The sequence below is a fragment of the Pseudomonas syringae genome (assembly GCF_001698815.1).
In the GTDB taxonomy this organism is placed as follows: domain Bacteria; phylum Pseudomonadota; class Gammaproteobacteria; order Pseudomonadales; family Pseudomonadaceae; genus Aquipseudomonas; species Aquipseudomonas syringae_A.
Genome location: NZ_LGSI01000003.1, coordinates 79500 through 103757 on the forward strand (window position 1 = coordinate 79500; position 24258 = coordinate 103757).

The 24258-nt window shown below is 60.5% G+C and carries 26 protein-coding genes and 1 pseudogene; 23 read left to right on the plus strand and 4 right to left on the minus strand.

What is annotated here, in order from left to right:
* Window positions 1-11 precede the first annotated feature (11 nt).
* Together trxC and AFK24_RS00635 are read left to right on the plus strand one after the other, a co-directional pair.
* Window positions 12-446, plus strand: coding sequence for a thioredoxin TrxC (gene trxC, locus AFK24_RS00630; protein WP_065831403.1), 435 nt, complete (start codon window positions 12-14; stop codon window positions 444-446).
* A gap of 147 nt (window positions 447-593) precedes the next feature.
* A complete protein-coding gene (locus AFK24_RS00635) occupies window positions 594-998 on the plus strand; it encodes a PAAR domain-containing protein (RefSeq protein ID WP_065831404.1) in 405 nt (134 codons plus the stop codon).
* A 210-nt stretch (window positions 999-1208) separates the two neighbouring features.
* Here AFK24_RS00635 and AFK24_RS00640 read toward each other — a convergent pair whose 3' ends face one another.
* Window positions 1209-1976, minus strand: a complete 768-nt coding sequence (locus AFK24_RS00640; RefSeq protein ID WP_065831405.1) for a ParA family protein — start codon at window positions 1974-1976, stop codon at window positions 1209-1211.
* 264 nt (window positions 1977-2240) lie between these two features.
* Between AFK24_RS00640 and AFK24_RS00645 the strand changes: the two genes are divergently transcribed.
* The 20 genes and pseudogenes from AFK24_RS00645 to AFK24_RS00740 all read left to right on the plus strand — a co-directional run bounded on the left by AFK24_RS00645 (window position 2241) and on the right by AFK24_RS00740 (window position 20627).
* The gene (locus tag AFK24_RS00645) at window positions 2241-2960 is read left to right on the plus strand and encodes a beta-ketoacyl synthase chain length factor (RefSeq protein ID WP_065831406.1); all 720 of its coding nucleotides are present in this window, start codon (window positions 2241-2243) and stop codon (window positions 2958-2960) included.
* Window positions 2936-3742, plus strand: a complete 807-nt coding sequence (locus tag AFK24_RS00650; RefSeq protein WP_065831407.1) for a lysophospholipid acyltransferase family protein — start codon at window positions 2936-2938, stop codon at window positions 3740-3742. The genes AFK24_RS00645 and AFK24_RS00650 overlap by 25 nt, the downstream gene beginning before the upstream one ends.
* Complete coding sequence (locus AFK24_RS00655; protein ID WP_065831408.1) at window positions 3723-3983, plus strand: phosphopantetheine-binding protein; 261 nt, start codon at window positions 3723-3725, stop codon at window positions 3981-3983. Before AFK24_RS00650 ends, AFK24_RS00655 begins: the two co-directional genes overlap by 20 nt.
* A 9-nt stretch (window positions 3984-3992) precedes the next feature.
* Window positions 3993-4247: an acyl carrier protein gene (locus AFK24_RS00660; RefSeq protein WP_020291852.1), complete on the plus strand. Its 255-nt coding sequence runs from the start codon at window positions 3993-3995 to the stop codon at window positions 4245-4247.
* A complete protein-coding gene (locus tag AFK24_RS00665) occupies window positions 4244-4804 on the plus strand; it encodes a hypothetical protein (RefSeq protein WP_065831409.1) in 561 nt (186 codons plus the stop codon). The genes AFK24_RS00660 and AFK24_RS00665 overlap by 4 nt, the downstream gene beginning before the upstream one ends.
* Window positions 4792-6504: an acyl-CoA synthetase family protein gene (locus tag AFK24_RS00670; protein ID WP_240500321.1), complete on the plus strand. Its 1713-nt coding sequence runs from the start codon at window positions 4792-4794 to the stop codon at window positions 6502-6504. The genes AFK24_RS00665 and AFK24_RS00670 overlap by 13 nt, the downstream gene beginning before the upstream one ends.
* A gap of 206 nt (window positions 6505-6710) precedes the next feature.
* The gene (locus AFK24_RS00675) at window positions 6711-7445 is read left to right on the plus strand and encodes a glycosyltransferase family 2 protein (protein ID WP_065831411.1); all 735 of its coding nucleotides are present in this window, start codon (window positions 6711-6713) and stop codon (window positions 7443-7445) included.
* Window positions 7442-8386: a glycosyl transferase gene (locus tag AFK24_RS00680; protein WP_065831412.1), complete on the plus strand. Its 945-nt coding sequence runs from the start codon at window positions 7442-7444 to the stop codon at window positions 8384-8386. Before AFK24_RS00675 ends, AFK24_RS00680 begins: the two co-directional genes overlap by 4 nt.
* Window positions 8367-9914, plus strand: a complete 1548-nt coding sequence (locus tag AFK24_RS00685; RefSeq protein WP_065831413.1) for an HAL/PAL/TAL family ammonia-lyase — start codon at window positions 8367-8369, stop codon at window positions 9912-9914. The genes AFK24_RS00680 and AFK24_RS00685 overlap by 20 nt, the downstream gene beginning before the upstream one ends.
* On the plus strand, window positions 9904-10329 hold the full coding sequence (locus AFK24_RS00690; protein WP_065831414.1) for an acyl-CoA thioesterase: 426 nt from the start codon (window positions 9904-9906) through the stop codon (window positions 10327-10329). Before AFK24_RS00685 ends, AFK24_RS00690 begins: the two co-directional genes overlap by 11 nt.
* A 140-nt stretch (window positions 10330-10469) precedes the next feature.
* Window positions 10470-11054, plus strand: a complete 585-nt coding sequence (locus AFK24_RS00695; RefSeq protein WP_065831415.1) for an outer membrane lipoprotein carrier protein LolA — start codon at window positions 10470-10472, stop codon at window positions 11052-11054.
* Window positions 11026-13386: an MMPL family transporter gene (locus tag AFK24_RS00700; protein WP_065831416.1), complete on the plus strand. Its 2361-nt coding sequence runs from the start codon at window positions 11026-11028 to the stop codon at window positions 13384-13386. Before AFK24_RS00695 ends, AFK24_RS00700 begins: the two co-directional genes overlap by 29 nt.
* Window positions 13383-14555, plus strand: coding sequence for a sodium:proton antiporter (locus AFK24_RS00705; RefSeq protein WP_065831417.1), 1173 nt, complete (start codon window positions 13383-13385; stop codon window positions 14553-14555). The genes AFK24_RS00700 and AFK24_RS00705 overlap by 4 nt, the downstream gene beginning before the upstream one ends.
* Window positions 14542-15794, plus strand: a pseudogene (locus AFK24_RS00710) (NAD(P)/FAD-dependent oxidoreductase). Before AFK24_RS00705 ends, AFK24_RS00710 begins: the two are co-directional and overlap by 14 nt.
* Window positions 15791-16525 carry a class I SAM-dependent methyltransferase gene (locus AFK24_RS00715; RefSeq protein WP_065831418.1) on the plus strand — a complete coding sequence of 245 codons (735 nt, stop codon included), beginning with the start codon at window positions 15791-15793 and terminating at the stop codon, window positions 16523-16525. The pseudogene AFK24_RS00710 and the gene AFK24_RS00715 overlap by 4 nt, the downstream one beginning before the upstream one ends.
* The gene (locus tag AFK24_RS00720; protein ID WP_065831419.1) at window positions 16522-17031 is read left to right on the plus strand and encodes a DUF3261 domain-containing protein; all 510 of its coding nucleotides are present in this window, start codon (window positions 16522-16524) and stop codon (window positions 17029-17031) included. The genes AFK24_RS00715 and AFK24_RS00720 overlap by 4 nt, the downstream gene beginning before the upstream one ends.
* Window positions 17028-18224: a beta-ketoacyl-[acyl-carrier-protein] synthase family protein gene (locus AFK24_RS00725; protein WP_065831420.1), complete on the plus strand. Its 1197-nt coding sequence runs from the start codon at window positions 17028-17030 to the stop codon at window positions 18222-18224. The genes AFK24_RS00720 and AFK24_RS00725 overlap by 4 nt, the downstream gene beginning before the upstream one ends.
* Window positions 18221-18676, plus strand: a complete 456-nt coding sequence (locus AFK24_RS00730; RefSeq protein ID WP_065831421.1) for a hotdog family protein — start codon at window positions 18221-18223, stop codon at window positions 18674-18676. The genes AFK24_RS00725 and AFK24_RS00730 overlap by 4 nt, the downstream gene beginning before the upstream one ends.
* Window positions 18673-19401 (plus strand): 3-oxoacyl-ACP reductase FabG, encoded by a 729-nt coding sequence (gene fabG, locus AFK24_RS00735; protein ID WP_065831422.1) that lies wholly within the window; start codon window positions 18673-18675, stop codon window positions 19399-19401. Before AFK24_RS00730 ends, fabG begins: the two co-directional genes overlap by 4 nt.
* The gene (locus AFK24_RS00740; RefSeq protein ID WP_065831423.1) at window positions 19401-20627 is read left to right on the plus strand and encodes a beta-ketoacyl-ACP synthase; all 1227 of its coding nucleotides are present in this window, start codon (window positions 19401-19403) and stop codon (window positions 20625-20627) included. The genes fabG and AFK24_RS00740 overlap by 1 nt, the downstream gene beginning before the upstream one ends.
* Before the next feature lie 183 nt (window positions 20628-20810).
* Here AFK24_RS00740 and AFK24_RS00750 read toward each other — a convergent pair whose 3' ends face one another.
* From AFK24_RS00750 to AFK24_RS00760, 3 genes are all read right to left on the minus strand, one after another.
* Entirely contained in the window at window positions 20811-21656 is an 846-nt protein-coding gene (locus tag AFK24_RS00750; protein WP_065831425.1) for a S1 family peptidase, read from the minus strand.
* 468 nt (window positions 21657-22124) lie between these two features.
* Window positions 22125-22721 carry a YceI family protein gene (locus AFK24_RS00755; protein ID WP_065831426.1) on the minus strand — a complete coding sequence of 199 codons (597 nt, stop codon included), beginning with the start codon at window positions 22719-22721 and terminating at the stop codon, window positions 22125-22127.
* 26 nt (window positions 22722-22747) lie between these two features.
* Window positions 22748-23296, minus strand: a complete 549-nt coding sequence (locus AFK24_RS00760) for a cytochrome b (RefSeq protein ID WP_065831427.1) — start codon at window positions 23294-23296, stop codon at window positions 22748-22750.
* Between the two features lie 591 nt (window positions 23297-23887).
* Here AFK24_RS00760 and AFK24_RS30410 point away from each other — a divergent pair.
* Entirely contained in the window at window positions 23888-24121 is a 234-nt protein-coding gene (locus tag AFK24_RS30410; protein WP_139110428.1) for a hypothetical protein, read from the plus strand.
* Window positions 24122-24258: the final 137 nt, after the last annotated feature.

Genomic DNA, 24258 nt, shown 5'->3' on the forward strand with positions numbered 1-24258 from the left:
CTGGAGCCGTCATGTCCGAATCAATGATGATCCCCTGCCCGCACTGCAACGGGCTGAACCGCATCCCCGCCGAGCGCCTGGGCGATCAGCCCAAATGCGGGCGCTGCAAACAGCCGGTGCTGCTGAGCAAACCGTTCAATTTGACCGAAGGCGATTACGCCAGCCAGATCAAGGGCGATCTGCCGCTGCTGGTGGATGTCTGGGCTGAGTGGTGCGGGCCGTGCAAGTCGTTTGCGCCGGTGTTCGAGCAGGCGGCCGCCGAGTTGTCCGGACGCTGCCGACTGGCCAAGCTGGACAGCGAAGCCAATCAGCAGCTCTCGGGACAACTGGGCATACGTTCGATTCCCAGCCTGATCCTGTTCAGGAACGGCAAGGAAGTCGCTCGGCAAAGCGGCGCATTCCCGTTGCAGCAGCTGCTCGCCTGGCTGAAAAGCCAGGGAATTTGAGCGTCTATGAAGGACTGCGCCAAACCAGCTTGTGATGGGTTGCCGAATTTGCCGTAGGACTTGTCCTAAACGCAATCTGGACACCCCTGACACGCTTTTTTCGACCTAGCATTCGCATTCCAGCCAGCGTCGAGAGAAGTACATGCCATGTCATATGTAGTCAGGGAAGGCGATCCAACCACCAGCGGCGGTTTTGTCCTGAGCGCATCCGCCACAGAGTTGATGGAACTGCGGCGGTTTGCCCGCATGGGCGATCCGGTCTGGTGTTCTGCGTGTGAACGCGTCGGCTACATAGCTGAAGGCAACCCGACTTACATTGACGAATTCGTTGCCGTCGCCACCCATGGCCACCTGGTGCAATGCGGCTGCAAGCCTGGCTCCAACACACTCATCGCGACCCAGCAGATCATTCAGGCTGATATGGACGCCGCCATCACGATTCCTGCCGACCTCGCCGAACAGGCGCAAGCGAAGGCCGAGCGGATCAACCGCTCAATCAAGGACGGGACCATGCGCTGCAAGTTGTTTGCGCCGATTCCGGATGTCATTTAGGCGCACGCAACGCTCGAAAAAATTTAACGTCTCCGGGGACAAGTCCCCTCTTACCGTTGAATTTTTGCCTTGTCTTCGCTCGTGACGTTTTCACACCGTCCGTGTAGGAGGGGACTTGTCCCCGAAAGCAACTGGCCAATCACCGAGATTACCCGGGGAACGGCGCCGGCTGAGCTTACGCCTTCGGGGACAAGTCCCCTCCTACCGATTTCACGCTTCAAGCAGCGTATGCAACTCCACAAACTGCTGGGTCAGTTTGTGCCGTGGATCAAAGTAGATCAGCGGAGTGCTTGCCTGATGCGACTCACGCATTTTTACCGACGCGTTCAAATACACCGGCAACACCGGTAATCCTTCGGCAATCAGCTCATCGAGAATCTGCTGCGGCAGGCTCGCTCGGGGCTGGAACTGATTGACGATAATCCCCTCCACTTGCAGCGCTTCGTTGTGATCCTCTTTCAGCTCGTCGATTTCCTTGATCAGGCCATACAGCGCCTGCCGGGAAAAGCTGTCGCAATCGAACGGAATCAGGACACGATCAGCCGCGATCAGCGCTGAAACCGCATAGAAATTGAGCGCGGGCGGTGTATCCAGATAGATGCGTTCGTAATCGTCATCCAGTTCGTCGAGCAATTTGCGCAACTTGTTGATCTTGTGCTTCGCCTCAAGCTTGGGCTGCAGGTCGGCCAGCTCTGCGGTGGCCGTCACCACATGCAGGTTATCGAAGGGCGTCTCGTAGATATCGACATGGTTTTTCTTGGCGAAAGGCCCGGAAGACAGGGTGTTCTTGAAAAAATCCGCGATTCCCATAGGAATATCGTTGCCGGTCAGGCCTGTCAGGTATTGGGTCGAATTCGCCTGGGCATCAAGATCGACCAAAAGCGTCCGATAGCCTTGTTGGGCGCTGACCGCAGCCAGATTACAGGCGATGCTGGACTTGCCAACTCCGCCCTTCTGATTGAATACCACCCGACGCATGGACGGACCTCCTGGTAGGTTGAAGAAAACCGATGAATGGAACGAGTCTATGCAATGCGTGTGACAAGGGCGAGCGCTTCACCAAATCAGACATAGATTTTCGACAAAACCTACACTTCAAACGGATATTTCTTACTTAACAAATTGCTACTCATCACCCCCAACGGGATAATGCCAGCCATTCGGCCAATGTCGCGCGCTGGTCGGCAATATCCCTGGCAGTAACGCAGCGAGAAGTAGCCCGCAGGGGCGGGAAGAGAATTTTTGATCACGTTCAACATCGCACAATGGCGCGCCTGGGCCCCCGGTCTGGCGGACGTCGAAAAGTGGCAGCAGTGGAGCCGACAACCGACGCTATTACACAGCAGCGATGAGGCTCCGGACGTGTCATTTTTGCCCGCCATGCAGCGTCGGCGGCTGGGGCGTATGGCCCGCATGGCCTTTGCGGTGGGCTGGCCATTGGCCGAAGGGCATGAGCGTCTGCCGCTGGTGTTCGTTTCGCGCCATGGTGAAACGCCCCGCACCTTTGAAATCCTCTGCGATGTCGCCACCGAGCAGCCGCTCTCACCCACCCAATTCAGCTTATCGGTACACAATTCGGTGATTGGCCTGTGGTCGATCATGCGTGGCGAAACCAGTGAAATGACTGCCCTGGCCGCCACCGGCGATGGCCTGGAACACGGCGCGTTCGAAGCCGCCGCCTTGCTGGCCGAAGGTGCGCCTGCGGTATTGCTGGTGATTACCGAAGAACAGCCTCCCGAGGCCTATGCCGACTGGATCGACGACGTGCCGTTCCCCTACGCCGTGGGCCTGCTGCTGACCCAGGGCGACGACTGGCAGCTGTCATTGAAGGCCAATGCCGAAGAACTTCCCCGCAGCCCATGGCCCCATGCTTTGAATCTGTTGTGCGCGCTCAACACCGCTCAGACAGCCTGCCAACATCCCTGGAAGAACCGGTTATGGAATTGGCAACGCAACCGCTGAATAGAGGCCGCGACGCCTACTATTGGCGTCTGCTGGCTACTGCGATGTCCTTTGCCCTGTTCGGGGTGGGCGGATTGTGCCTGCGCCTGGTGGTTTTCCCGGTTCTGGGCTGGTTGCCCGGCGATGCGCTGACCCACAGGCAACGGGCCAGACGCACCATTGGCTGGCTATTCTGGCTGTTCATTCGCATCATGGCCCGGCTTGGCGTGCTGACCTATGACGTTCAAGGCGCAGAAAGGCTGGGCCGTCCGGGCCAGATGATCATTGCCAACCACCCGTCGCTGATCGATGTGGTGTTCCTGATCGGGCTGGTGCGCGACGCCAACTGCGTGGTCAAACGCAGCCTCTGGAAGAACCCGTTCACCTGCGGCCCGGTGTGTGCCACCGAGTACATCAGCAACGACGGCAATGTCGACATGCTCGACGACGCCGCCGACGCGCTGCGCAACGGGCAGACGCTGATCATTTTCCCGGAAGGCACCCGCACCCAGCCGGGCCAGGCGCCGGAATTCCACCGTGGCGCGGCCTCGATTGCCCTGCGTGGTGCCAGCGTGATCACGCCCGTGGTGATCAAGGTCAGCCCGACAACATTGACCAAGGCGGAGCCCTGGTACCGCATTCCCCAGCGTCGCGTGCATTTCAGCCTGTGCGTCGGACCCGATATAGATCCACAAGCCTTTGCTGCCCTTGGCCCGGCGCCCGTCGCCTCGCGCAAGCTCAACGATTATCTGCATCACTATTTCATCAAGGAGCTCGCCTCAGATGAGCGATCTGCACCGTGACATCAAACAGCTGATCATCGACGCCCTGGGCCTGGAAGACATCAGCACCCATGACATCGGCAACGATCAGATCCTGTTCGGCGAAGGCCTTGGACTGGACTCCGTTGACGCCCTGGAGCTAGGCCTGGCCATCCAGAAACGCTACGGCATCAAGATCGATGCCGACGCCAAGGACACCCGCAATCATTTCACCAGCGTGGACAGCCTTGCGGCCTTCGTCAGCGCCCGGCAAGTGGCCTGAGGACTGAACATGCAAACCCGTGAAGACATCTTCGAAATCCTGCGCGAGGCGCTGGTTGAGCTGTTCGAACTTGAGCCTGAGCGAGTCAGTCTGCAAGCCAATCTCTATCAGGATCTGGAAATCGACAGCATCGATGCCGTGGACCTGATCGACCACATCAAGCGCAAGACCGGCAAAAAAATCGCAGCCGAGGAATTCAAGGCCGTGCGTACCGTCAACGATGTGGTCGAGGCGGTTTACCGTCTGGTCAACGCCGCCGCATGAAGCGGCTGATCGGCGTGGGGCTGCTGCTGGTCGGCGCGGTGTATCCATTTGCCGTTTATTACGGCACCGAACACTTCGCGCCGTGGCAGTTCGCCCTGCTGCTGGGCAGCCTGTGGCTGGGTCGCGCGCTGACTGCTGAAAAGCGCCCCGGCAGCCTGATCACGCCGCTGGTCGCCATTGGTTTTTGCCTGCTTCTGGGCGCGTTCAACAGTCCGCTGTTGCTGCGCTGGTATCCGGTCCTGATCAGCGCCTCGATGCTTGGCCTGTTTGGTTTGAGCCTGATTTATGGCCCGCCGATCGTCGAGCGTCTGGCGCGGATGCGCGAAGCCGAGCTGCCTGCCGTCGCGGTGCGCTACACGCGTCAGGTCACTGAAGTCTGGTGCTGGTTTTTCCTCGGCAACGGTTTGATGGCTGCGGGCCTGACCCTGTGGGCGCCGCTGTCGTGGTGGACGCTGTACACCGGACTGATTTCCTACGGGTTGATGGGCTTGCTGTTTGCAGGCGAATGGATAGTCCGCCGACGCGTCCGAAGCGGCGAACTCAAATGGAACACTTGAACCCGATGAACCCGATTGCACTTAACTGGATCAAGCCTGAGCAACTGCTGCTCGAACCCCAGGCCGACCGCGAACTGACCCAGGCGCCCGCGCTGAACCACGCGCAATTCTGTACCCAGGCCTTGAGCCTCGCCGCCGCCCTGCAAGCCCGGGGCATCGAGCGTCTGGCGCTGCATCTGGAAGATGCCGGTGAACTGGCTGTCGCGTTGTTCGGTGCCTGGCGCGCAGGTGTCAGCGTGCTATTGCCCGCCGACCTGCAAGCGCAGACTCGCCAACGCTGGGCCGATCACGTCGATGGCTGGTTGACCGATCAGCCCGGCGACCTCCACTTGCGCGAGCTGCACGCCGATCCGCTGCCGCCCGCATCGCTGGATCTGGACGAATGCCGCCTGAGCCTGTGTACCTCCGGCTCCAGCGGCGAACCCAAACTGATTGAAAAGCGTCTGCGACAACTGGCCAACGAGATTCAGGCGCTGGAATCCCTCTGGGGTGCCGAACTGGGCCATTCCTGCATCATTGGCAGCGTGGCGAGCCAGCATATTTATGGCCTGCTGTTTCGCGTGCTGTGGCCGCTGAGTGCCGGGCGCAGTTTTGTGCGCAAACAATTGCCGTTTCCTGAAGACTTGCAGCGCGCCAGCCGCGAACACCCGGTTTTTGCCTGGGTCGCCAGCCCGGCGCTGCTCAAACGCATGGGCGACAACCTCGACTGGTCGGCCCTGAGCGCGGTGCGCCGGGTATTTTCCTCGGGTGGCGCATTGCCCGGCGAAGCCGCCGCGAGCCTGCATGAACGGCTCGGGCAATGGCCCACCGAAATTCTCGGCAGCTCGGAAACCGGTGGCATTGCCTGGCGTCAGGGCGAAAACCTCTGGCAGGCATTCGACGGCGTGCGCCTGGAGCAGGATGGCGATGGGGCGCTGCTGATCAGTTCAACCTACATGCCACCGGGCCATATCGAACACAGCGCCGATGCCGTGCGCATGGGCGACGACGGCCGCTTTGAATTACTGAGTCGTCTGGACCGCATCGTCAAACTCGAAGAGAAGCGCATTTCCCTGCCGTTACTGGAACAGGCGCTGGCCGGTCACGCTTGGGTGAACGAAGCGCGCTTCGGGGTCATTCAGGAAAAACGCGCATCGCTGGGCGCCTTGGTGGTGCTCAACGCTGCCGGGCTGAATGCATTGCGCAATCAAGGCCGACGCAGCCTGACCCAAACCTTGCGCGAGCATTTGCGCCCGCACTGCGAAGCCATCGCCCTGCCCCGCCGTTGGCGTCTGCTGCGGCAATTGCCGCTCAATGCCCAGGGCAAATTGCCTCAGGCTGATGTCCAAGCATTGCTGTTGGCGCCACGAGCGCGACAGCCAGAGATGATGAGTCAGCAGATGATCGACGGCGTGTTGCATCTGGACCTGCATGTCCCGGCCGATCTTGCCTATTTCAGCGGTCACTTCCCGTCCGCGCCGGTACTGCCCGGCGTGGTTCAGGTGGACTGGGCGATGGCGCTGGGCCAGCGCTTGCTGGATCTGCCGCCGAAATTCGCCGGTATGGAAGTACTCAAGTTTCAGCAACTGATCCGCCCCGGCGATGACATCAGCCTGACCCTGCGCTTCGATGCCGAACGCGGCAAACTCTACTTCACCTACCGCAACAGCGAAGCGGCATGCTCCAGCGGACGGATATTGCTGGAGGTGGTCGATGTTTGATTCAGATAAACGCCACAGCATCTGCATTGATCGCAATACCGCCTCGCGAATAAATTCGCTCCTACGGAGAATGAATTCTCTCGCCGTGATCCGATCCCCCTGTAGGAGCGAATTTATTCGCGAAGAGGCCGGTACATCCGCAGCTTTTTTTGAACCAGGAACATCGCATTCGCGGGCAAGCCTCGCTCCCACAGGCGGTTCACCTCATGCATAACCCCTGCGCAATAATTCCGGTGTTCGACCATGAACACGCCGTCTCTGCCGTGGTAGCGGCGGTGTTGGCGGCGGGGTTGCCGTGTGTGTTGGTGGATGACGCCAGCAGCCCGGCCTGTGCGGCGGTATTGAGAACGCTGGCGGAAGGCGAAAACGTCTCTCTGCTCACGCTGCCCGTCAATCAAGGCAAAGGTGGCGCGGTGATGGCGGGCTTTCGCGAGGCCCAACGCAGGGGCTTCAGCCATGCCCTGCAAGTCGATGCCGACGGCCAACATGATCTGAGCGATATTGGCTTATTCCTGAGCACGTCCCGGGAGCAGCCAAACGCGATTATCTGCGGCTACCCGCAATACGATGCCAGCGTGCCCAAAGGCCGTTTGTACGCCCGTTACCTGACGCATTTCTGGGTCTGGGTGAACACGCTGTCGTTACAGATCAGGGATTCCATGTGCGGCTTCCGGATTTACCCGCTCCGGCCCGTGGTGCAGCTGATCGACACCGTGCAGATCGGCAAACGCATGGATTTCGACTCGGACATTCTGGTGCGCCTGGCGTGGCGCAATCTGCCGATGCAGTGGTTGCCCGTCAAGGTGCATTACCCGCAGGACGGCGTGTCGCACTTCCGCATGTTTCACGACAATGTGCTGATCACGAAAATGCACACCAAGTTGTTCTTCGGCATGCTGGCGCGCTTCCCGTTGATCCTCTGGCGGAGGTGGTTGCCATGAGCAATCAACAGCCGGACAAACACTGGGCCGATCACGAAGAGCGCGGCAGTTTCATGCTGATGCAGCTCACCGCCTGGGCCGCCAAACGTCTGGGCCGACGCGTATTGAGCCCGCTGCTGTATGGCATCGTTTTGTACTTCTTCCTGTTCGGTCGTCAGGCGCGTAAAAGCGCCTGGGAATACCAGCGGCGTCTGGCCCAATGGAGCGCCCGCCCCGAATTGCTGCCGACCCAGCGCCGGGTGTTCGGCCAGTTCATGGCCTTTGCCGACTCGTTGCTGGACAAGCTGGACGTCTGGAACGGCAAGTTGCGCCTTGAGCAAATCGATATCGTCGACCCCGCCGGTTTACGTACCCAATTGCGCGGCCAGCGCGGGCAAATGCTGGTGGGCGCGCACCTGGGCAACCTTGAGGTCTGTCGCGCCCTGGCCGAGCTGGGCGAAAAAGTCACCATGAACGTGCTGGTTCATACCAAGCACGCCGAGCGTTTCAATCGTTTGCTGGGCGAAGCCGGGGCGACTCACTTGCGGCTGATTCAGGTCAGCGAGCTGAACCCGATGATCATGCTCCAATTGAGCGAGCGTCTGGATCGTGGCGAATGGCTGGCGATTGCCGGTGATCGCGTCGCGCTGCATGGCGGACGTAATGCCAAGGTGGATTTTCTCGGCGGCAAGGCAGCGTTTCCCCAAGGGCCATGGCTGCTGGCCGGGCTGCTGAAATGCCCGATCCATCTGATTTTCTGCCTCAAGGGCGCGAACGGCTATCGGGTGATCCTCGAACCTTTCGCCGACGCGATCGAATGGCGGCGCAGTGATCGCCAGCACGTGATCGGCCAATGGGCCCAGCGTTACGCCGACCGCCTCAGCCACTATTGCCTGCAAGCCCCGCAACAATGGTTCAATTTCTATCCTTTCTGGAAGTCCGATGACGAATCAAGTTCCTGAGCCGGTTACTTTCGGCGAACGCGCGCTGCAGATCGAAGACGTGCTGGCCCTGGCCAATCGCCAAGTGCCCACAACCCTGCAAAGCGACAGCGCCTTTCGCCAGCGCATCGCCAAGGGCGCGCAGTTTCTCGATTCGCTGCTGGACAAGGAAGGCGTGATTTATGGCGTGACCACCGGTTACGGCGATTCCTGCGTGGTGGCCGTACCGCTGCATCATGTGGAAGCTTTGCCGCGTCACCTGTACACCTTTCACGGCTGCGGCCTGGGCAAACTGCTCGACCCGCAAGCCACCCGCGCAGTGCTTGCCGCGCGTTTGCAGTCGCTGTGCCAGGGGGTTTCCGGGGTGCGTGTCGAGTTGCTGGAACGCTTGCAGGCGTTTCTCGATCAGGACGTGCTGCCGCTGATTCCGGAAGAAGGTTCGGTGGGCGCCAGTGGCGATCTGACGCCGCTGTCTTATGTCGCCGCGACGCTGTCCGGCGAGCGCGAAGTGCTGTTCCGTGGCGAGCGCCGTCAGGCCAGCGACGTGCATCGCGAGCTGGGTTGGCAGCCTTTGGTGCTGCGTCCCAAGGAAGCCCTGGCCTTGATGAACGGCACGGCGGTAATGACCGGTCTGGCGTGTCTGGCCTTCGCCCGCGCCGATTACCTGCTGCAATTGGCAACACGCATTACCGCGATGAATGTCGTGGCGCTGCAAGGCAATCCCGAGCATTTCGACGAGCGTCTGTTTGCCGCCAAACCGCATCCGGGGCAGATGCAAGTCGCCGCCTGGTTGCGCAAGGATTTGGCCATCGACGCGCCCACCGCGCCGTTGCACCGGTTGCAGGATCGCTATTCCCTGCGTTGCGCGCCCCATGTGTTGGGCGTGCTGGCTGACAGCCTGAACTGGCTGCGCTCGTTCATCGAGATCGAACTCAACAGCGCCAATGACAACCCGATCATCGACGCCGAAGCCGAACGCGTGTTGCATGGCGGGCACTTCTACGGCGGGCACATCGCTTTCGCCATGGACAGCCTGAAGAATCTGGTCGCCAACGTTGCCGATCTGCTGGATCGCCAGCTCGCGCTGCTAGTGGATGAACGCTACAACCACGGTTTGCCGAGCAACCTGTCCGGCGCGTCTGCCGAGCGGGCGATGCTCAATCACGGCTTCAAGGCGGTGCAGATCGGCACCAGCGCCTGGACCGCCGAAGCCCTGAAAAACACCATGCCGGCCAGCGTGTTTTCCCGTTCAACCGAATGCCATAACCAAGACAAAGTGAGCATGGGCACCATCGCTGCCCGTGATGCGATTCGTGTTCTGGAGCTGACCGAACAAGTCGCCGCCGCCACCTTGATCGCCGCCAATCAGGGCGTCTGGCTGCGCAGCAAGGCCGCCGATGCGCGTCCGCTGCCGCCAGCGCTGGCCGCCATGCACGAGCAATTGGCACAAGACTTCCCGCCGGTCATCGAAGACCGCGCGCTGGAAGGCGAGCTGCGCTTGTGCCTGCAACGTATCGCCGATCGCCACTGGAGGTTGCATGCGCAGTAAAGGCGTCATTCATGCGGACACCGAGTTCGTCGTACCGTTTTTCGACATCGACATGATGAATGTCGTCTGGCACGGGCATTACGTGAAATACCTCGAAGTGGCGCGCTGCGCGTTACTCGACCAGATCGGCCACAACTACACGCAAATGCTCGCGTCGGGCTACGGCTGGCCGGTGATCGACCTGCAATTGCGCTACGTGCGCGGCGCGACCTTCGGCCAGCGGCTGATCGTGCGCGCCAGCCTCGTGGAATGGGAAAGCCGCTTGAAGATCAACTACCTGATCAGCGACGCCGAAACCGGCGAACGCATGACCCGCGCCAGCTCGATCCAGGTCGCCGTGCATATCGAAAGCCGCGAAATGCAGCTGGCTTCGCCGAAAGTCTTCACCGATGCTGTTGCGCGGGTGTTGTCATGAATCCGGCGAACCATGCAGCAGTAGACGCCGTTGGAGCGAGGCTTGCCCGCGAATCATTGGCTGCGGTATGTCAGGTAGACCACGTAATCGTTCTTCGCGGGCAAGCCTCGCTCCAACAGACCATTCGCCGTGTTCTTGGCATGCTGGCACTGATCTGCCTGTCGCCCTTGGCGAACGCCTTTGACCTGCAACAGCTGAGCGAGCAACTGGCCAAACCGGTCGTAGTGCGCGGCAGCTTCATTCAGGAAAAACACCTGCGCGCGTTGCCCCAACCGTTGGTGAGTAAAGGCAAGTTCGTGCTGGCCAAGGAGTTCGGTCTGCTGTGGTTGCTGGATACGCCGCTCAAGCAGGATTACCGGATCAGCCCGGCTGGCATCGCCCGCCGCGAAACCGACGGCACTGGCAGTTGGCAATTGCTGCCGAACAAGAGCGCCGGTGCTGAGCAGAACCGTTTGTTCCTCGCCGTTTTGCAGGGCGACAGCAGCGGTTTGCAGCGCGATTTCGAGCTGCAACTCAAGGGCGATGCAAGCGCATGGCAACTGACGCTGATCCCGCGTTCGCTGTTGCTGCAGCAAGTGTTCAAGCAGATCAATATCGACGGCGGCGTCTTAGTGCAACGCATCGAACTGCAGGAAACCCAAGGCGACAGCACCCTGTTGAAGATGCTCGACAGCCAGAGCGTGCCAGCCTTGAGCGATGCGGAGCGCCACGACTTTGCCGACTGAACGCCTGTTGCCCCGTTTTTTCCTGATTGTCCTGCTGGCGGTTCTGGCCTTGGCGGGCTGGCAATGGCGCGACGGTGCGCCGTTGTCCGCCAACCTCATGGAGCTGGTCCCCGGCACCAGTCCAGATGCGCTGGAACTGCGCGCCGAACAACGCATGCAGGAACCGCTCAATCGGGAAATGCTGGTGCTGGTCGGCCATGCCGATCGCCAGCAAGCCATCGAACTGGCGAAACGCCTGGGCGAGCAATGGCAGGCCAGCGGCCTGTTCGAAAAAGTACAATGGAATCTGCAGGCCGACTTGCCCGCGCTGCGCACGCAATTGCTGCAAGGCCGACTGGCGATGCTGCCCGCAGCAGATCGCGTGCAATTGATCGAGCATCCTCAGGCGTTCATTCAGCAGCGGGTGCAAAGCCTGTTTGATCCGTTCACCGGTTTCAGTCTGGTGCCGAGTCAGGATGACTGGCTGGGGCTGACCGGCCGCATCCAGAACGGCATGCCGCAACACGGCTCGGTGCAGCCGGATATCGGCAGCGGCGCGTTGATTGCCAGCGCCGACGGCAAAAGCTGGGTGCTGTTGCGCGCCCGCACCCAAGGCAATGCCTTCGACATGCACCTGCCGCTGCAAGTCGCCGACCTGCTCGCCAATGCGCGGGAACAGGCGGCGCAGGCCAACGGCCAGTTGCTGGCCGCCAGCGGTTTGCTGTACGCCGCCGATGGCCAACGTCAGGCCAGCCGCGAGATCACATGGGTCGGCGGTGGCGCGACGGTTGGCATTCTGTTGCTGCTGTTGCTGGCATTCCGCCGCTGGCGGGTTTTGCTGGCGTTCGTCCCGGTGATCGTCGGCATGCTGTTCGGTGCCGTGGCATGCGTGGCGCTATTCGGCCATATGCACGTGATGACGTTGGTGCTCGGCTCCAGCCTGATCGGCGTGGCCGTGGATTACCCGCTGCATTACCTGTCGAAAAGCTGGAGCCTCAAGCCCTGGCGCAGCTGGCCAGCATTGCGCCTCACGCTGCCGGGCCTGACGTTGAGCCTGGCCACCAGTTGCATCGGCTATCTGGCGCTGGCCTGGACGCCATTCCCGGCGCTGACCCAGATCGCGGTGTTCTCAGCGGCGGGCTTGATCGGCGCGTACCTGACCGCCGTTTGCCTGCTGCCCGCCTTGCTCAACACTGTCGAGCTGCGCCCGGCACAATGGCCGCTACACTTGGCCGAACACATGCTGGCCTGCCGCGAAGCGTTGTTGCGGCGGATCTGCACGCCGATTCTGCTGGCGCTGCTGCTGGCGTTCTGCGCAGGCGGGCTATGGCAATTGACTACCAAGAATGACATTCGCCAATGGGTTTCCGCGCCGCAATCATTAACCGACGAAGCCCAGGCCATCGCACGCATCACCGGTTTCCAACCCACCAGCCAGTTTTTCCTGGTGCGCGGCAAGGATCAGCAACAATTGCTCGAACGCCAGACCGCGCTGAGTCAGCGTCTTGATCAACTGGTGAGCATGGAAAAACTGCAAGGTTACATGTCGCTCAATCAACTGGTCGCGGCACCGTCCGATCAGGATGCGACCCGCCGCGCACTGGCCCAACTGGCCGGCCAGTGGCAGCCGCTGGTTGATCTTGGCGTTCCGGCCGCAGCGTTGCAGACCGAACTGACCCGCCTGCAAGCGCTGCCAGATGCCGACATCGACACGCTATTGGCCGGGCCGCTCGGCGAACCCTGGCGCACCCTTTGGCTCGGCGCGACCGACGACGGCGTCGCCGGGCTGGTCAGCCTGCAAGGTCTGAACAACCCGGCGCTGCTGCGCGTGCAGGCGCAGGATCTTGAAGGCGTGCAACTGGTGGATCGACTGGGCGAACTGAATAATGTGTTCGCCGCGACGCAAATCAGCGCTGCGGAACTGAAACTGCTGTCCTGCGTGCTGATCGTCCTGTTGTTGATCCTGCCCTTCGGTCTCGGCGGCGCGCTACGCATTGTCGCGCTGCCGCTGCTGGCGGCGTTGTGCAGCCTGGCGAGCCTCGGTTGGCTCGGTCAACCGCTGACGCTGTTCAGCCTGTTCGGCCTGTTGTTGGTGACGGCGATCAGCGTCGATTACGCAATTCTCATGCGCGAGCAGATTGGCGGCGCAGCGGTTAGTCTGTTGGGCACCTTGTTGGCAGCGGTCACGACCTGGTTGTCGTTCGGCCTGCTGGCGGTGTCCGGCACGCCGGCCATCAGCAATTTTGGTTTGTCGGTAAGCCTCGGTCTGGCGTTCAGTTTCATGCTCGCGCCGTGGGCCGCGAACCGCGCCGGTCATTCATCAGCGGTTAACGAAGGCGAGACTGGCTCATGATGATCCTGTTGTTCTGGCTCATGGCCTTGATCCTGTTCGCACTGGCGACTCGCCTGGGTCGACATTTTGGCCTGATTCCCATCGTCAGCCAGTTGCTGCTGGCGACCTTTGGCCTGCCGCTGTTGATGCTGTTCTGGATCGAGCCGAGCTGGCAGTTGACCGGCGCGCAACTGGTGGCGCCGGTTTGGCTGAAAAGCCTGTACGGCCTCAGTTTCGCCATGGTGTTGGGGCACATTCTCAGCGACGTGATCGAGCTGAAGATGGATCGCCAAAGCCTGAAAATCGCCCTGCCGAGTTTCTGTGTGCCGTTTATTGCCGGGCTGGCCTGCGCAGTCTGGCTGCTGCCGGAACAGCCGTGGCTGAGTTCGCTGGCCATCGGCCTGGTGTTCGCCATCACCGCGATTCCAGTGCTGTACCTGTATCTGCGGCACATCGACTATCCGCCCGCCGCGACCCGGCGTCTGGTGCAAACCGCGATCTTGATCGACCTGACGTGCTGGAGCCTGTTCGCCCTCGCCCAAGGCAGCCTGCACCTCAGCAGCCTTCTGCTGCCGTTGCTTGGTGCCTGCGTGCCGCTGCTGTTGCGCGCTTTGCAACTGCGCCAGCCGCTGGTCTACAGCGTGACGTTTTTCGCGCTGCTGGTGGTGGCTGAACACTACAAGCTCAACGCGCTGATTTTCGGCATCGGCTACTTGTTGTGCATGGCGCGGCTCAAGCAGGCCTGGGTGCCGCCGCTTGACCCGGAACTGTTCAAGCGCCTGCAAAACAATCTGGCCATCCCGTTGATCCTGACGTTCGGCATCGTGCAGATCAACGTGCACAGCGCCATGTCCAGCCTGAGCTGGCTGCAACTGGGCGCGCTGATCCTGCTGCCCATCGCCAGCAAACTGCTGGGCAACTGGCTGGGCCTGCGTTGGGCGCCGGTCTCGTTTGCCGGTGCCAGCCGCTGGCGGGAAAGCCTGCTGCTGAATATTCGTGGTTTGAGTGAAATCGTTTTCCTCAACCTGCTGCTGCAACAACAGCTCATCAGTCCGGCGCTGTACTTCGCGCTGATGGTGATGGGCCTGCTCGCGACCTTGCTGCCCGCGTTGGCTGGCATGGGTCGCGTGCCGTTGCGAACCCCCTTGAACACTGCTGAACAGGTAAGGAAATCTTGTGCCAATAACTGATATGGAACGTCGCACGGTCGTCGTCATCGGCGCGGGTCCTGCCGGGGCCATCGCGGCGGCATTGCTCAAGCGCAATGGCCATGACGTGCTGATCATCGAGCGCCAGCAGTTTCCGCGTTTTTCCATCGGCGAAAGCCTGCTTGCCCATTGCCTGGATTTCGTCGAGGAAGCTGGCATGCTCGAAGCGGTGCAGGCCGCGGGCTTCCAGAAGAAGAACGGCGCGGCGTTCGCCTGGGGCGAGCGTTACAGCGCCTTTGATTTCGGCGAAACCTTCAGCGACGGCAAGCCGTCGACGTTTCAGGTGCAGCGTGGCGAGTTTGACAAGCTGCTGGCCGATCAGGCCGAACTGCAAGGCGTGGAAATCCGCTATCAGCAAACAATCATCGCCGCTGACTTCAGCAGCGCCGAGCCGATCCTGCGCGCGCGTCGCGAAGACGGCAGCGAATACAGCGTGCAGGCCAAATTTGTCCTCGACGCCAGCGGTTATGGCCGCGTGCTGCCACGCTTGCTCGACCTTGAAGCGCCGTCGAACTTCCCGGTGCGCCAGGCGGTGTTCACCCATGTGGAAGATCACATCGACAGCACGCGCTTTGATCGCGAGAAAATCCTCGTCAGCATTCACCCCGAGCATCGCGATGTGTGGTTCTGGTCGATCCCGTTCAGCAATGGCCGCTGCTCGGTGGGCGTGGTCGCGGCGGCCGAGCGTTTCGCTGACAAACCTGAGGATCTGGACGCCTGCCTGCGCGAGTTCATCGACGAAACCCCGAACCTCAAAAGCCTGCTCAAAGATGCCGTGTGGGATACCCCGGCGCGGACCATCGGCGGTTATTCGGCCAACGTCAAAACCCTGCACGGGCCGGGTTTCGCGCTGCTGGGCAATGCGGCGGAGTTCCTCGACCCGGTGTTCTCGTCCGGCGTGACTATCGCCATGCGCTCGGCAAGCATGGCGGCCNGGCCGCCTCGCTGCATCGTCAGCTGCAAGGCGAAGCGGTGGACTGGGAAGCTGAATTCGCCATCCCGCTCAAGCGCGGCGTCGATGCGTTCCGGGCGTATGTCGAAGGCTGGTACACCGGCATGTTTCAGGACGTGATCTTCTACGCCGGTGGCACCCCGGAAATCCGCCGCATGATTTGCTCGATCCTCGCCGGCTACGCGTGGGACGAGCGCAACCCGTTCGTCAGCGAACCCAAGCGGCGCCTGCGAATGTTGGCTGAAGTCTGCGCTGGCACGGAGCCATGAGCGGGCCGTTCCTGAGCGACAGCTACGTCGAGGAAACCCGCTTCGGCCTGTGGTTTCTGCGCAGTTACACCTGGCAACACCGCGTGCTGCGGGTGGCCATCGACGATCTGCGCAGCCTGTTCGACAACGCGCCGCCGAGTCAGCCGGTGTTGCTGGATGCGGGCTGCGGCCAGGGCAAGTCATTCCAGCATCTGTGTCGGGTGTTCGCGCCGTCGCGCCTGCTGGGCGTGGACGCCGATCCGCAAAGCCTGACCACCAGCCGCGCCGAAGCCCGGCAGCTGGGCATCAATATCGAGCTGATCGGCAGCGACTGCGCCGCGTTGAACGTGCCGGACGCCAGCGTTGACCTGTTGTTCTGCCACCAGACTTTTCATCATCTGGTGGAGCAGGAACAAGCCCTTGCCGAGTTCTATCGAGTGTTGAAACCGGGCGGCTATCTGCTGTTTGCCGAGTCCACCGAGGCCTATATCGATACCTGGGTGATTCGCTGGCTGTTCCGTCACCCGATGCACGTGCAGAAAAGTGCCGGGCAATATTTGCAGATGCTGCGTGAGCAGGGCTTCGAGTTCGGTGCGCAGAACGTGTCGTATCCGTATTTGTGGTGGAGCCGCGCCAGGGATTTCGGTTTGCTGGAACGCTTGAAGCTGCGCAAACCTGCGCCGGTCGGCCAGCGCGAAGAAACCCTGGTCAATGTCGTGGCTCGCAAACCCTTGAACGGTGCCGCCCAATGATCCGCGCGTTATTGATTGCCTGCGTGCTACTGCTGAGCGCGTGCGCCAGTCAGGCACCGCTGCCCGATGCCATGCCGCGCCTGCAACTGCCGATGCAATTGCACGTGCAGCGCCAACAGGCCGAACAGCGTCAGGACTGGTTACTGGTGATTCAGCAGGAATCGGCCGGGTTGCGCTGGTCGCTGATGGACCCGCTGGGCATTCCGCTGGCGCGGCAGCTGTTGATCAATGGCCAATGGCAGGCCGATGGCCTGTTGCCGCCCAATGCTGAAGCCCGGGAGTTGTTCGCCGCATTACTGTTTGCGCTGACCCCCGACACCGAGTTGCGCGACGCGTACCCGAACGCCCGACGTCAGGGGCTGCGGCGCAGCCTGGGCGACCGCTGGGGTATCGAATACCGCACCGCTGACGTCTTTACCCTTGGCGTGCACGCGGACTCCGACACCAAAGACGCAGACACGCTGATTTTCCATATCAGCCCGTTGAACACCGAGACCGCTCCATGACTACCTACCTGAACGCCCTGGGCCTGATTTGCGCCTTGGGCAACGACCGCGAAGAAGTCGCCCGTCGGCTGTTTGCCGGTGACGGCAGTGGCATGCGCAGCGAAAGCGGCTGGGTGCCCGAGCGCGTGTTGCCGGTGGGTGCGGTCAAATCCGGGTTGCCGCTGATTCCTGCACATCTGGCCTCTCATGGCAGTCGCAATAATCAATTGTTACTGGCCGCAGCGCTGCAAATTGAAGGCGAGATTCGCCAGGCCATCGAGCGTCACGGCGCTGATCGTATCGGCGTGATCCTCGGCACCAGCACCTCGGGCATCGACGAAGCCAGCGACAGCATTGCCGCCTGGCTGCGCGACCGGCAATTCCCCGCCCATTACGATTATCAGCAACAGGAACTCAGCGCCCCGGCCAACTTTCTGGCCGACTGGCTGCAACTGAGCGGCCCGGCTTATGTGATTTCCACCGCCTGCACCTCCAGCGCCCGCGCCCTGCTCAGTGCCCGCCGCGCGCTGGATCAAGGCCTGTGCGACGCGGTGTTGTGTGGCGGCGTGGACAGCTTGTGCAAACTGACCCTGAACGGTTTTTCAGCACTGGAAGCAATGTCCAGCCAGCGCTGCAACCCGTTCTCGCGCAATCGTGACGGGATCAACATTGGCGAAGCCGCGGTGTTGTTTCTCATGACCCGCGAGGCTGACGGCGAACATGCCATCGCCTTGCTCGGCGCGGGCGCCAGTTGCGATGCACATCATATTTCAGCACCGGAACCCACCGGACGCGGCGCTCGCCAAGCCATGCAGCAAGCGCTGGACAGCGCCGGGCTCAAGGCGCAGGACATCGGTTACCTGAATTTGCACGGCACCGCGACGCCACTCAATGACGCCATGGAAAGCCTTGCCGTCCACGCGATCTTCCCCGAAGGCGTGCCGTGCTCCTCGACCAAACCGCTCACCGGCCATACGCTGGGCGCAGCGGGTGCGCTGGAAGCAGCATTCTGCTGGTTGAGCCTGGCGCCCGAGAACAGCGAGCATGCCGTACCGCCTCAATTATGGGATGGCGAGGCCGATCCACAATTGCCCGCGCTGCGCTGGACCGCACCCGGCGACCGCCTGGCGCACACCGACCGGCGCTGCCTGATGAGCAATTCGTTTGCATTCGGCGGCAACAACATCAGCCTGATTATCGGAGATGCCCCTTGAAGCAATGGCCCCTCGCCGAGCTGATCCCTCACGCTGGCGACATGATTCTTATCGACGAAATCCTCAGCTTCGATGAGGAACAGATTCAGACGCGCCTGACCGTGCGGCCAGGCGGCCTGTTCAACCGCGAAGATGGCAGCATGCCCGCGTGGGTCGGCATCGAACTGATGGCGCAAAGTGTCGCGGCCTACGCGGGTTATCGCGCGCGGACCCGTGGCGAAAACGTCGAACTCGGTTTTCTCCTCGGCAGCCGCAAGTTCGACTGCAACGTCGAGCACTTTCCCGCTGGCAGCGAACTGACCATCCACGCCCTGCGTTCATTGCAGGACGAAAGCGGCATGGGCATTTTCGAATGCCGCCTGACCGGCCCCGACATCGAAGCGTTCGCCCGCCTGAACGTGTATTGCCCGCCACAACCCGCGAAGTACCTGGCCAAAGGAGCCGCAACATGACTGACTCGATACTGGTCACCGGCTCCAGCCGTGGCATCGGCCGCGCCATCGCCTTGCGGCTGGCCCAGGCGGGTTTCGACCTGATCCTGCATTGCCGCAACGGGCGCAGCGAAGCCGAAGCGGTGCAGGCCGAAATCCTCGCGCTGGGCCGTCAGGCGCGCGTCCTGCAATTCGACGTGTCCGACCGCGCCAGCTGCAAAGCCATTCTCGAAGCCGACGTGGAAACCCACGGCGCCTATTACGGCGTGGTGCTCAACGCTGGCCTGACCCGCGACGGCGCCTTCCCGGCGCTGACCGATGACGATTGGGACGAAGTGCTGCGCACCAATCTCGATGGCTTCTATAACGTGCTGCATCCAGTGATGATGCCGATGATCCGCCGTCGTGCGGCCGGGCGTATTGTGTGCATTACCTCGGTGTCCGGGCTGATCGGCAATCGCGGCCAGGTCAATTACAGCGCGTCCAAGGCCGGTGTCATCGGTGCCGCCAAGGCGCTGGCCATCGAACTGGGCAAGCGCAAGATCACCGTCAACTGCGTCGCGCCGGGCTTGATCGACACCGCCATGCTCGACGAAAACGTGCCGGTGGATGAACTGATGAAGATGATCCCGGCCCAGCGTATGGGCACTCCGGAAGAAGTCGCCGGTGCGGTGAATTTCCTGATGTCGGCCGAAGCGTCGTACATCACTCGCCAGGTATTGGCCGTCAATGGAGGCCTGTGCTGATGAAACGCGTCGTCGTCACCGGCATGGCCGGCATTACTTCACTGGGCAGTGACTGGGCCAGCATCGAAGCCAACTTCAACGCCAACCGCAGCGGCATTCGACGCATGGACGAATGGGACCGTTTCACCGAACTCAACACTCGCCTCGCCGGACCCATCGACGACTTCGTGGTGCCAGCACACTGGACCCGCAAGCAGCTGCGTAGCATGGGCCGGGTTTCGCGCCTCGCTGTGGGCGCGGCGGAACAGGCATTGATCGGCGCAGGGCTGCTGAACGACCCGATCATCCGCGACGGACGCATGGGCACCGCGTGCGGTTCATCCACCGGCAGCACCGACGAGATCAAGGCGTTCGGCAATATGCTGCTCAATTCGGTCGCCGAAGGTTTGAACGCCAATTCCTACGTGCGCATGATGCCGCACACCACGGCGGCGAATATCAGCATCTTCTTCGGCCTGACCGGGCGTTTGATTCCCACTTCCAGCGCGTGCACCAGCGGCAGCCAGGGCATCGGTTATGCCTATGAATCGATCAAGTTCGGCCGTTTGCCGTTGATGCTGGCGGGCGGCGCTGAAGAGTTGTGCCCGACCGAGGCCATGGTTTTCGATGCGTTGTACGCCACCAGCCTGAAAAACGACGCGCCGCAGACCAGCCCGCGCCCTTATGACGCTGGCCGTGACGGCCTGGTGATCGGCGAAGGCGGTGGCATGCTGGTCCTCGAAGAACTGGAACATGCGTTGGCGCGGGGTGCATATATCCACGCCGAACTGGTCGGTTTCGGCAGCAACGCCGACGGCGCCCACAGCACCCGGCCGGAGCAAATCACCATGCGCCGCGCCATGGAGCTGGCCCTGGAAGACGCCAACCTGCCGCCCGAAGCCATCGGCTACGTCAATGGCCACGGCACCGCGACCGAACAAGGCGACATCGCCGAGACCCTGGCCACCAGCAGCCTGTTCGGCCCACGCATGCCGATCAGCTCGCAGAAAAGCTTCCTCGGCCACACCCTCGGCGCCTGCGGCGCGCTGGAATCCTGGTTCTGCATCGAAATGCTCAACCGCGACCGCTACATCCACACCATGAACCTCGACCAGATCGACCCCCAATGCGGCGACCTCGACTACCTGCGCGGCGAACCCCGGGTCATGAGCCATGAATACGTGATGAACAACAACTTCGCGTTTGGCGGGGTGAATACGTCGTTGATCTTTAAGCGGTGGCGGTAAGCGAGCGAGCGAGCAGCAGGAGTGTGGGAGGGGATTTATCCCCGAAGAGGCCGAGGAAACCCTGAAGATCCTCCTCGGCAAAACCGGCCCCTTCCCGGATGAATCCGGTCCCACAAAAAACATGCGCGGCGGGGGCCAGCACAACCGCTGAAATGACGCTAACCGGCACGATGGCTTCGAGTCTTATTTGGGCTGGGCTGAGATGGCAGCGCAAATGGGCAACCCATTTGATCGCGATTCAAACTTGTCGCACTTGCCCTCTTTCATGATCACGTTCATCCATACCTGAAAAAAAGAGATACGCGTGTACTGTCCGGCATCTATCAATCCACGGCTCACCAGTCCCAAGCCGACGTACTCACCGTTTTGCCGGTACAGCAGCGGCCCACCCGAATCCCCCCCTCGGGCCATGTTATCTGCGCAGACATTGAGGGCAGGATCGTAGTTGGTGTCGGGATACCCTTCAGGCACATCAATACACCTTTGCGTCTCAAGAATCTTGCCTTCGGCATGGTAAAGGTGATCAGGTTGCTGGCCCGTCTCGGTTAAGCCAAAACCTGCCAGAACCACGTCGTCTCCGGGTTGTTCCTTATTGGCCTGCTGACTCTCGAGTTTAAGGAAGTGATCGCTTCGAGCAGAGCGAGCCAGCTTCAACAAGGCGATATCATATTGCCCGCTGCTCCGCTCACCGTTTGCCTCAGACGAATAGGGCTGCCAGCCTTTAAAGTCTGCGGGGATATAAGCCTCGGCGATTTCGACCGTGTCCAGACTTATTACCGTCGGGCGATACTGTTCCATCCCAATCTGAACTCGATGGGGTAGTTGGTTACGTATGCAATGAGCTGCGGTCAGCACCCATTGCGGAGCAATCAATGCGGCCCCGCAAATATGCGTCCCGTCCTGCTTGGTTACAGTGCTGAAAAACGGATAGGCGCCTGCTGGCGCGGGTGTTCCACCGACAATCCTTTCCTCCGCTGCGGCCGTCAGTGTCAGGCTCAAAATACTCAGCATCAGGATGCATCTGTTCATGGCTCTCTCCTTGATTCCATGCTTGAACATTGTCTATGTACGACTTACGCAATAAAGATGATTCTTAAAGGCATCCTCGGATACTGTCAAAAATGACAGTGCGGCAGATCGGGGTGAATACGTCGTTGATCTTTAAGCGGTGGCGGTGAGATCAAGATTGCTCGATAGCTTGTGGGAGACTCTATAGTTTGGTGGCAACCGCCAGACGCCGCCGATGTGTTGTCTGCACCGACGTCCTCCCGGATAAATCCGGTCCTACAAGACCGCGCCGATTTCAAGATTGTGGGAGCGAATTCATTCGCGAAGAGGCCGGGACAGACTCCGACTATCTCGCTGACTGCACCGACGTCTTCCCGGATAAATCCGGTCCTACAGCGGGCAAGACTCGCTCCATCGAACCCCATTCCAGTTTTAACCACACACAAAAACGCCGACCCTGAGGTCGGCGTTCTTTCAAACGGGCCAGAATTACTTGGCTTTGACGCCTTCGAAGCTGATGTCCAGATCCAGCGTGTCAGATTGTGGACCCAGGTCCATCATCTTGCCGAAATCGGAACGCTTGATCGAAGTGGTGCCTTCGAAGCCAGCGCGGTAGCCGCCCCACGGATCCTTGCCTTCGCCGAGGAACACGGTCTTGACCACAACCGGCTTGGTTACGCCGTGCAAGGTCAGGTCGCCCGTTACGTCGGCAGTCAGCTTGCCATCAGCATTTTTGCCGGTGGTCACGACTTTGGTGGACACGAACTTGGCGTCCGGGTAAGTCGCTACGTCCAGGAAGTCCTTGCTGCTGATGTGCTTGTCACGTTCAGCATGGTTAGTGAAAACGCTGGCGGTTTTCAGGTCGATGCTGATCTTGCTGTCTTCAGGCTTGGCGGCGTCGAAGCTGAACGTACCGGTCCAGTCCTTGAATGTGCCGTAGATGAAGCTGTAGCCCAAGTGGCTGATCTTGAAGTTGACGAAGGCATGCTGGCCTTCCTTGTCGATGGTGTAGTCAGCGGCCATCGCCTGTCCGGCGGACAACAGTGCGGTACCAAGAGCCAGAGCGGCGAGAGTCTTCTTCAACATGCTGTATTCCCTTTGTGGTTGAACAATTAAGTGCGGCCCAACATACGTTTGAGGGTCACATCGCGATCAATAAAGTGGTGTTTCAGCGCAGCAAGAGCATGGAGCCCCGCAAAGATCACGAGCACCCAGGCCAGATACAAATGAACCAGGCCCGCGTTGTCTGCCTGATCGGGAAGGCTGCTGATCAAAGCAGGCACCTCGAACAGGCCAAACACCGGAATCCCCACGCCGTCGGCAGTGGAAATGAGGTAACCGGCGAACATCACGGCAAACAAACCGACATACAGAAACAGGTGACCAAATGTCGCGCCAATCCGCGTCCACTTGCCATAACTGGCCAGGGCTGGCGGCGGTGGGCTGAGCAAGCGCCACACGATGCGGATCAACATGACAGCAAACAACGTGATGCCAATGCTCTTGTGCAGATCAGGGCCGGCCTTGCGCCATGTGTCGTAATAACCGAGCCCGACCATCCAGAGCCCAAGCGCAAACAGACCAAACACTGCGACAGCTACACCCCAGTGCAGCACCATGCTGACCAAACCGTAGCGGGAGGAAGAGTTGCGTAGCTGCATTGCCATTACCTTGTAGGAAGTGATACCAGACTAACTTTTTATCTATCGAATGAAAGCGCAAAATTTTGCTCTGAAATATCGAGAAATACGATTGTTACCTGATTCGTATTTTCGTTTCTCGAGCTTCCCTGTCCAGCATTACCGCTTCCAGACCGCTCAAACCGCTTCAATGTTGTTACAGGAACGCAGCATCCTGATAAATCGGATCCAACAAAACCGCGTCATGACCATCGGCCAATCGGCCCAGATGAGCGGCAGCGCGCGGCTGTTTTTCCTGGGTCTTTCAAATCAGGGACCAGCCCGCCAATCAGAGCAAACGCACCGAAAAGTCAATTTAATGGCGATAATCTGTAACGTCAAAATGACGCCCTCCAGCAAAAGCAATAATAGTGACGTTATTCCGACAGATGGAAGCCTGGGGCCATTGTTAGGCCACTTAATAAGCCTCAGCATTCTTCCCAGGCCTGCAAAGGGAAGCGCCTGTCACCGCCCTTCACGTGCCGAATCAATCACTGCTATCAGTGCCTCAGACAGTTAACGAGGACCGGCGCAGGACGTTTAGATCGCAGCGATCAATGGAGCAACACCGCGATGATGACTGTTTATTTTGTCGTTATGACAATGTGCAGTGGAATGGAAGGCTGTGTGGATGAGCGTAGGCCTGGCGAGGCTTATGCGTCGAAAGAAGAATGTATGGAAACAGTCAGCGCCATGGCGCGTCGCAAGGGCGTGAAATACAAATGCCGAGGCGAACCACAGTGGATGTTGAAAGAAGCACGGCGCACTGAAGGGCATAAAAGTTTCATCACTACCGAAGCCAAATGATCGTGCAATTCAAGCCGTAGGAGCGGCTTTAGCCGGAAGGGCTTCGTTGAGGACGAAGCAAATATGGCAGATGGTCTGGCCGTCTTCCGGCTAACACCATGTCCACGCAAAAAAACAGACAAAAAAAGGGCGCGGTA

Excerpts from the sequence above, each read along its gene's own strand:
- AFK24_RS00650 (WP_065831407.1), top strand. The coding sequence starts at position 2,936 with ATGGAATTGGCAACGCAACCGCTGAATAGAGGCCGCGACGCCTACTAT.
- trxC (WP_065831403.1), top strand. The coding sequence starts at position 12 with ATGTCCGAATCAATGATGATCCCCTGCCCGCACTGCAACGGGCTGAAC.
- AFK24_RS00680 (WP_065831412.1), top strand. The coding sequence starts at position 7,442 with ATGAGCAATCAACAGCCGGACAAACACTGGGCCGATCACGAAGAGCGC.
- AFK24_RS00690 (WP_065831414.1), top strand. The coding sequence starts at position 9,904 with ATGCGCAGTAAAGGCGTCATTCATGCGGACACCGAGTTCGTCGTACCG.
- AFK24_RS00740 (WP_065831423.1), top strand. The coding sequence starts at position 19,401 with ATGAAACGCGTCGTCGTCACCGGCATGGCCGGCATTACTTCACTGGGC.
- AFK24_RS00725 (WP_065831420.1), top strand. The coding sequence starts at position 17,028 with ATGACTACCTACCTGAACGCCCTGGGCCTGATTTGCGCCTTGGGCAAC.
- AFK24_RS00755 (WP_065831426.1), bottom strand. The coding sequence starts at position 22,721 with ATGTTGAAGAAGACTCTCGCCGCTCTGGCTCTTGGTACCGCACTGTTG.
- AFK24_RS00635 (WP_065831404.1), top strand. The coding sequence starts at position 594 with ATGTCATATGTAGTCAGGGAAGGCGATCCAACCACCAGCGGCGGTTTT.
- AFK24_RS00700 (WP_065831416.1), top strand. The coding sequence starts at position 11,026 with ATGCGGAGCGCCACGACTTTGCCGACTGAACGCCTGTTGCCCCGTTTT.
- AFK24_RS00640 (WP_065831405.1), bottom strand. The coding sequence starts at position 1,976 with ATGCGTCGGGTGGTATTCAATCAGAAGGGCGGAGTTGGCAAGTCCAGC.
- AFK24_RS00695 (WP_065831415.1), top strand. The coding sequence starts at position 10,470 with ATGCTGGCACTGATCTGCCTGTCGCCCTTGGCGAACGCCTTTGACCTG.
- AFK24_RS00655 (WP_065831408.1), top strand. The coding sequence starts at position 3,723 with ATGAGCGATCTGCACCGTGACATCAAACAGCTGATCATCGACGCCCTG.
- AFK24_RS00705 (WP_065831417.1), top strand. The coding sequence starts at position 13,383 with ATGATGATCCTGTTGTTCTGGCTCATGGCCTTGATCCTGTTCGCACTG.
- AFK24_RS00720 (WP_065831419.1), top strand. The coding sequence starts at position 16,522 with ATGATCCGCGCGTTATTGATTGCCTGCGTGCTACTGCTGAGCGCGTGC.
- AFK24_RS00675 (WP_065831411.1), top strand. The coding sequence starts at position 6,711 with ATGCATAACCCCTGCGCAATAATTCCGGTGTTCGACCATGAACACGCC.
- AFK24_RS00715 (WP_065831418.1), top strand. The coding sequence starts at position 15,791 with ATGAGCGGGCCGTTCCTGAGCGACAGCTACGTCGAGGAAACCCGCTTC.
- AFK24_RS00685 (WP_065831413.1), top strand. The coding sequence starts at position 8,367 with ATGACGAATCAAGTTCCTGAGCCGGTTACTTTCGGCGAACGCGCGCTG.
- AFK24_RS00670 (WP_240500321.1), top strand. The coding sequence starts at position 4,792 with ATGGAACACTTGAACCCGATGAACCCGATTGCACTTAACTGGATCAAG.
- AFK24_RS00750 (WP_065831425.1), bottom strand. The coding sequence starts at position 21,656 with ATGAACAGATGCATCCTGATGCTGAGTATTTTGAGCCTGACACTGACG.
- AFK24_RS00660 (WP_020291852.1), top strand. The coding sequence starts at position 3,993 with ATGCAAACCCGTGAAGACATCTTCGAAATCCTGCGCGAGGCGCTGGTT.
- AFK24_RS30410 (WP_139110428.1), top strand. The coding sequence starts at position 23,888 with ATGATGACTGTTTATTTTGTCGTTATGACAATGTGCAGTGGAATGGAA.
- AFK24_RS00760 (WP_065831427.1), bottom strand. The coding sequence starts at position 23,296 with ATGCAGCTACGCAACTCTTCCTCCCGCTACGGTTTGGTCAGCATGGTG.
- fabG (WP_065831422.1), top strand. The coding sequence starts at position 18,673 with ATGACTGACTCGATACTGGTCACCGGCTCCAGCCGTGGCATCGGCCGC.
- AFK24_RS00665 (WP_065831409.1), top strand. The coding sequence starts at position 4,244 with ATGAAGCGGCTGATCGGCGTGGGGCTGCTGCTGGTCGGCGCGGTGTAT.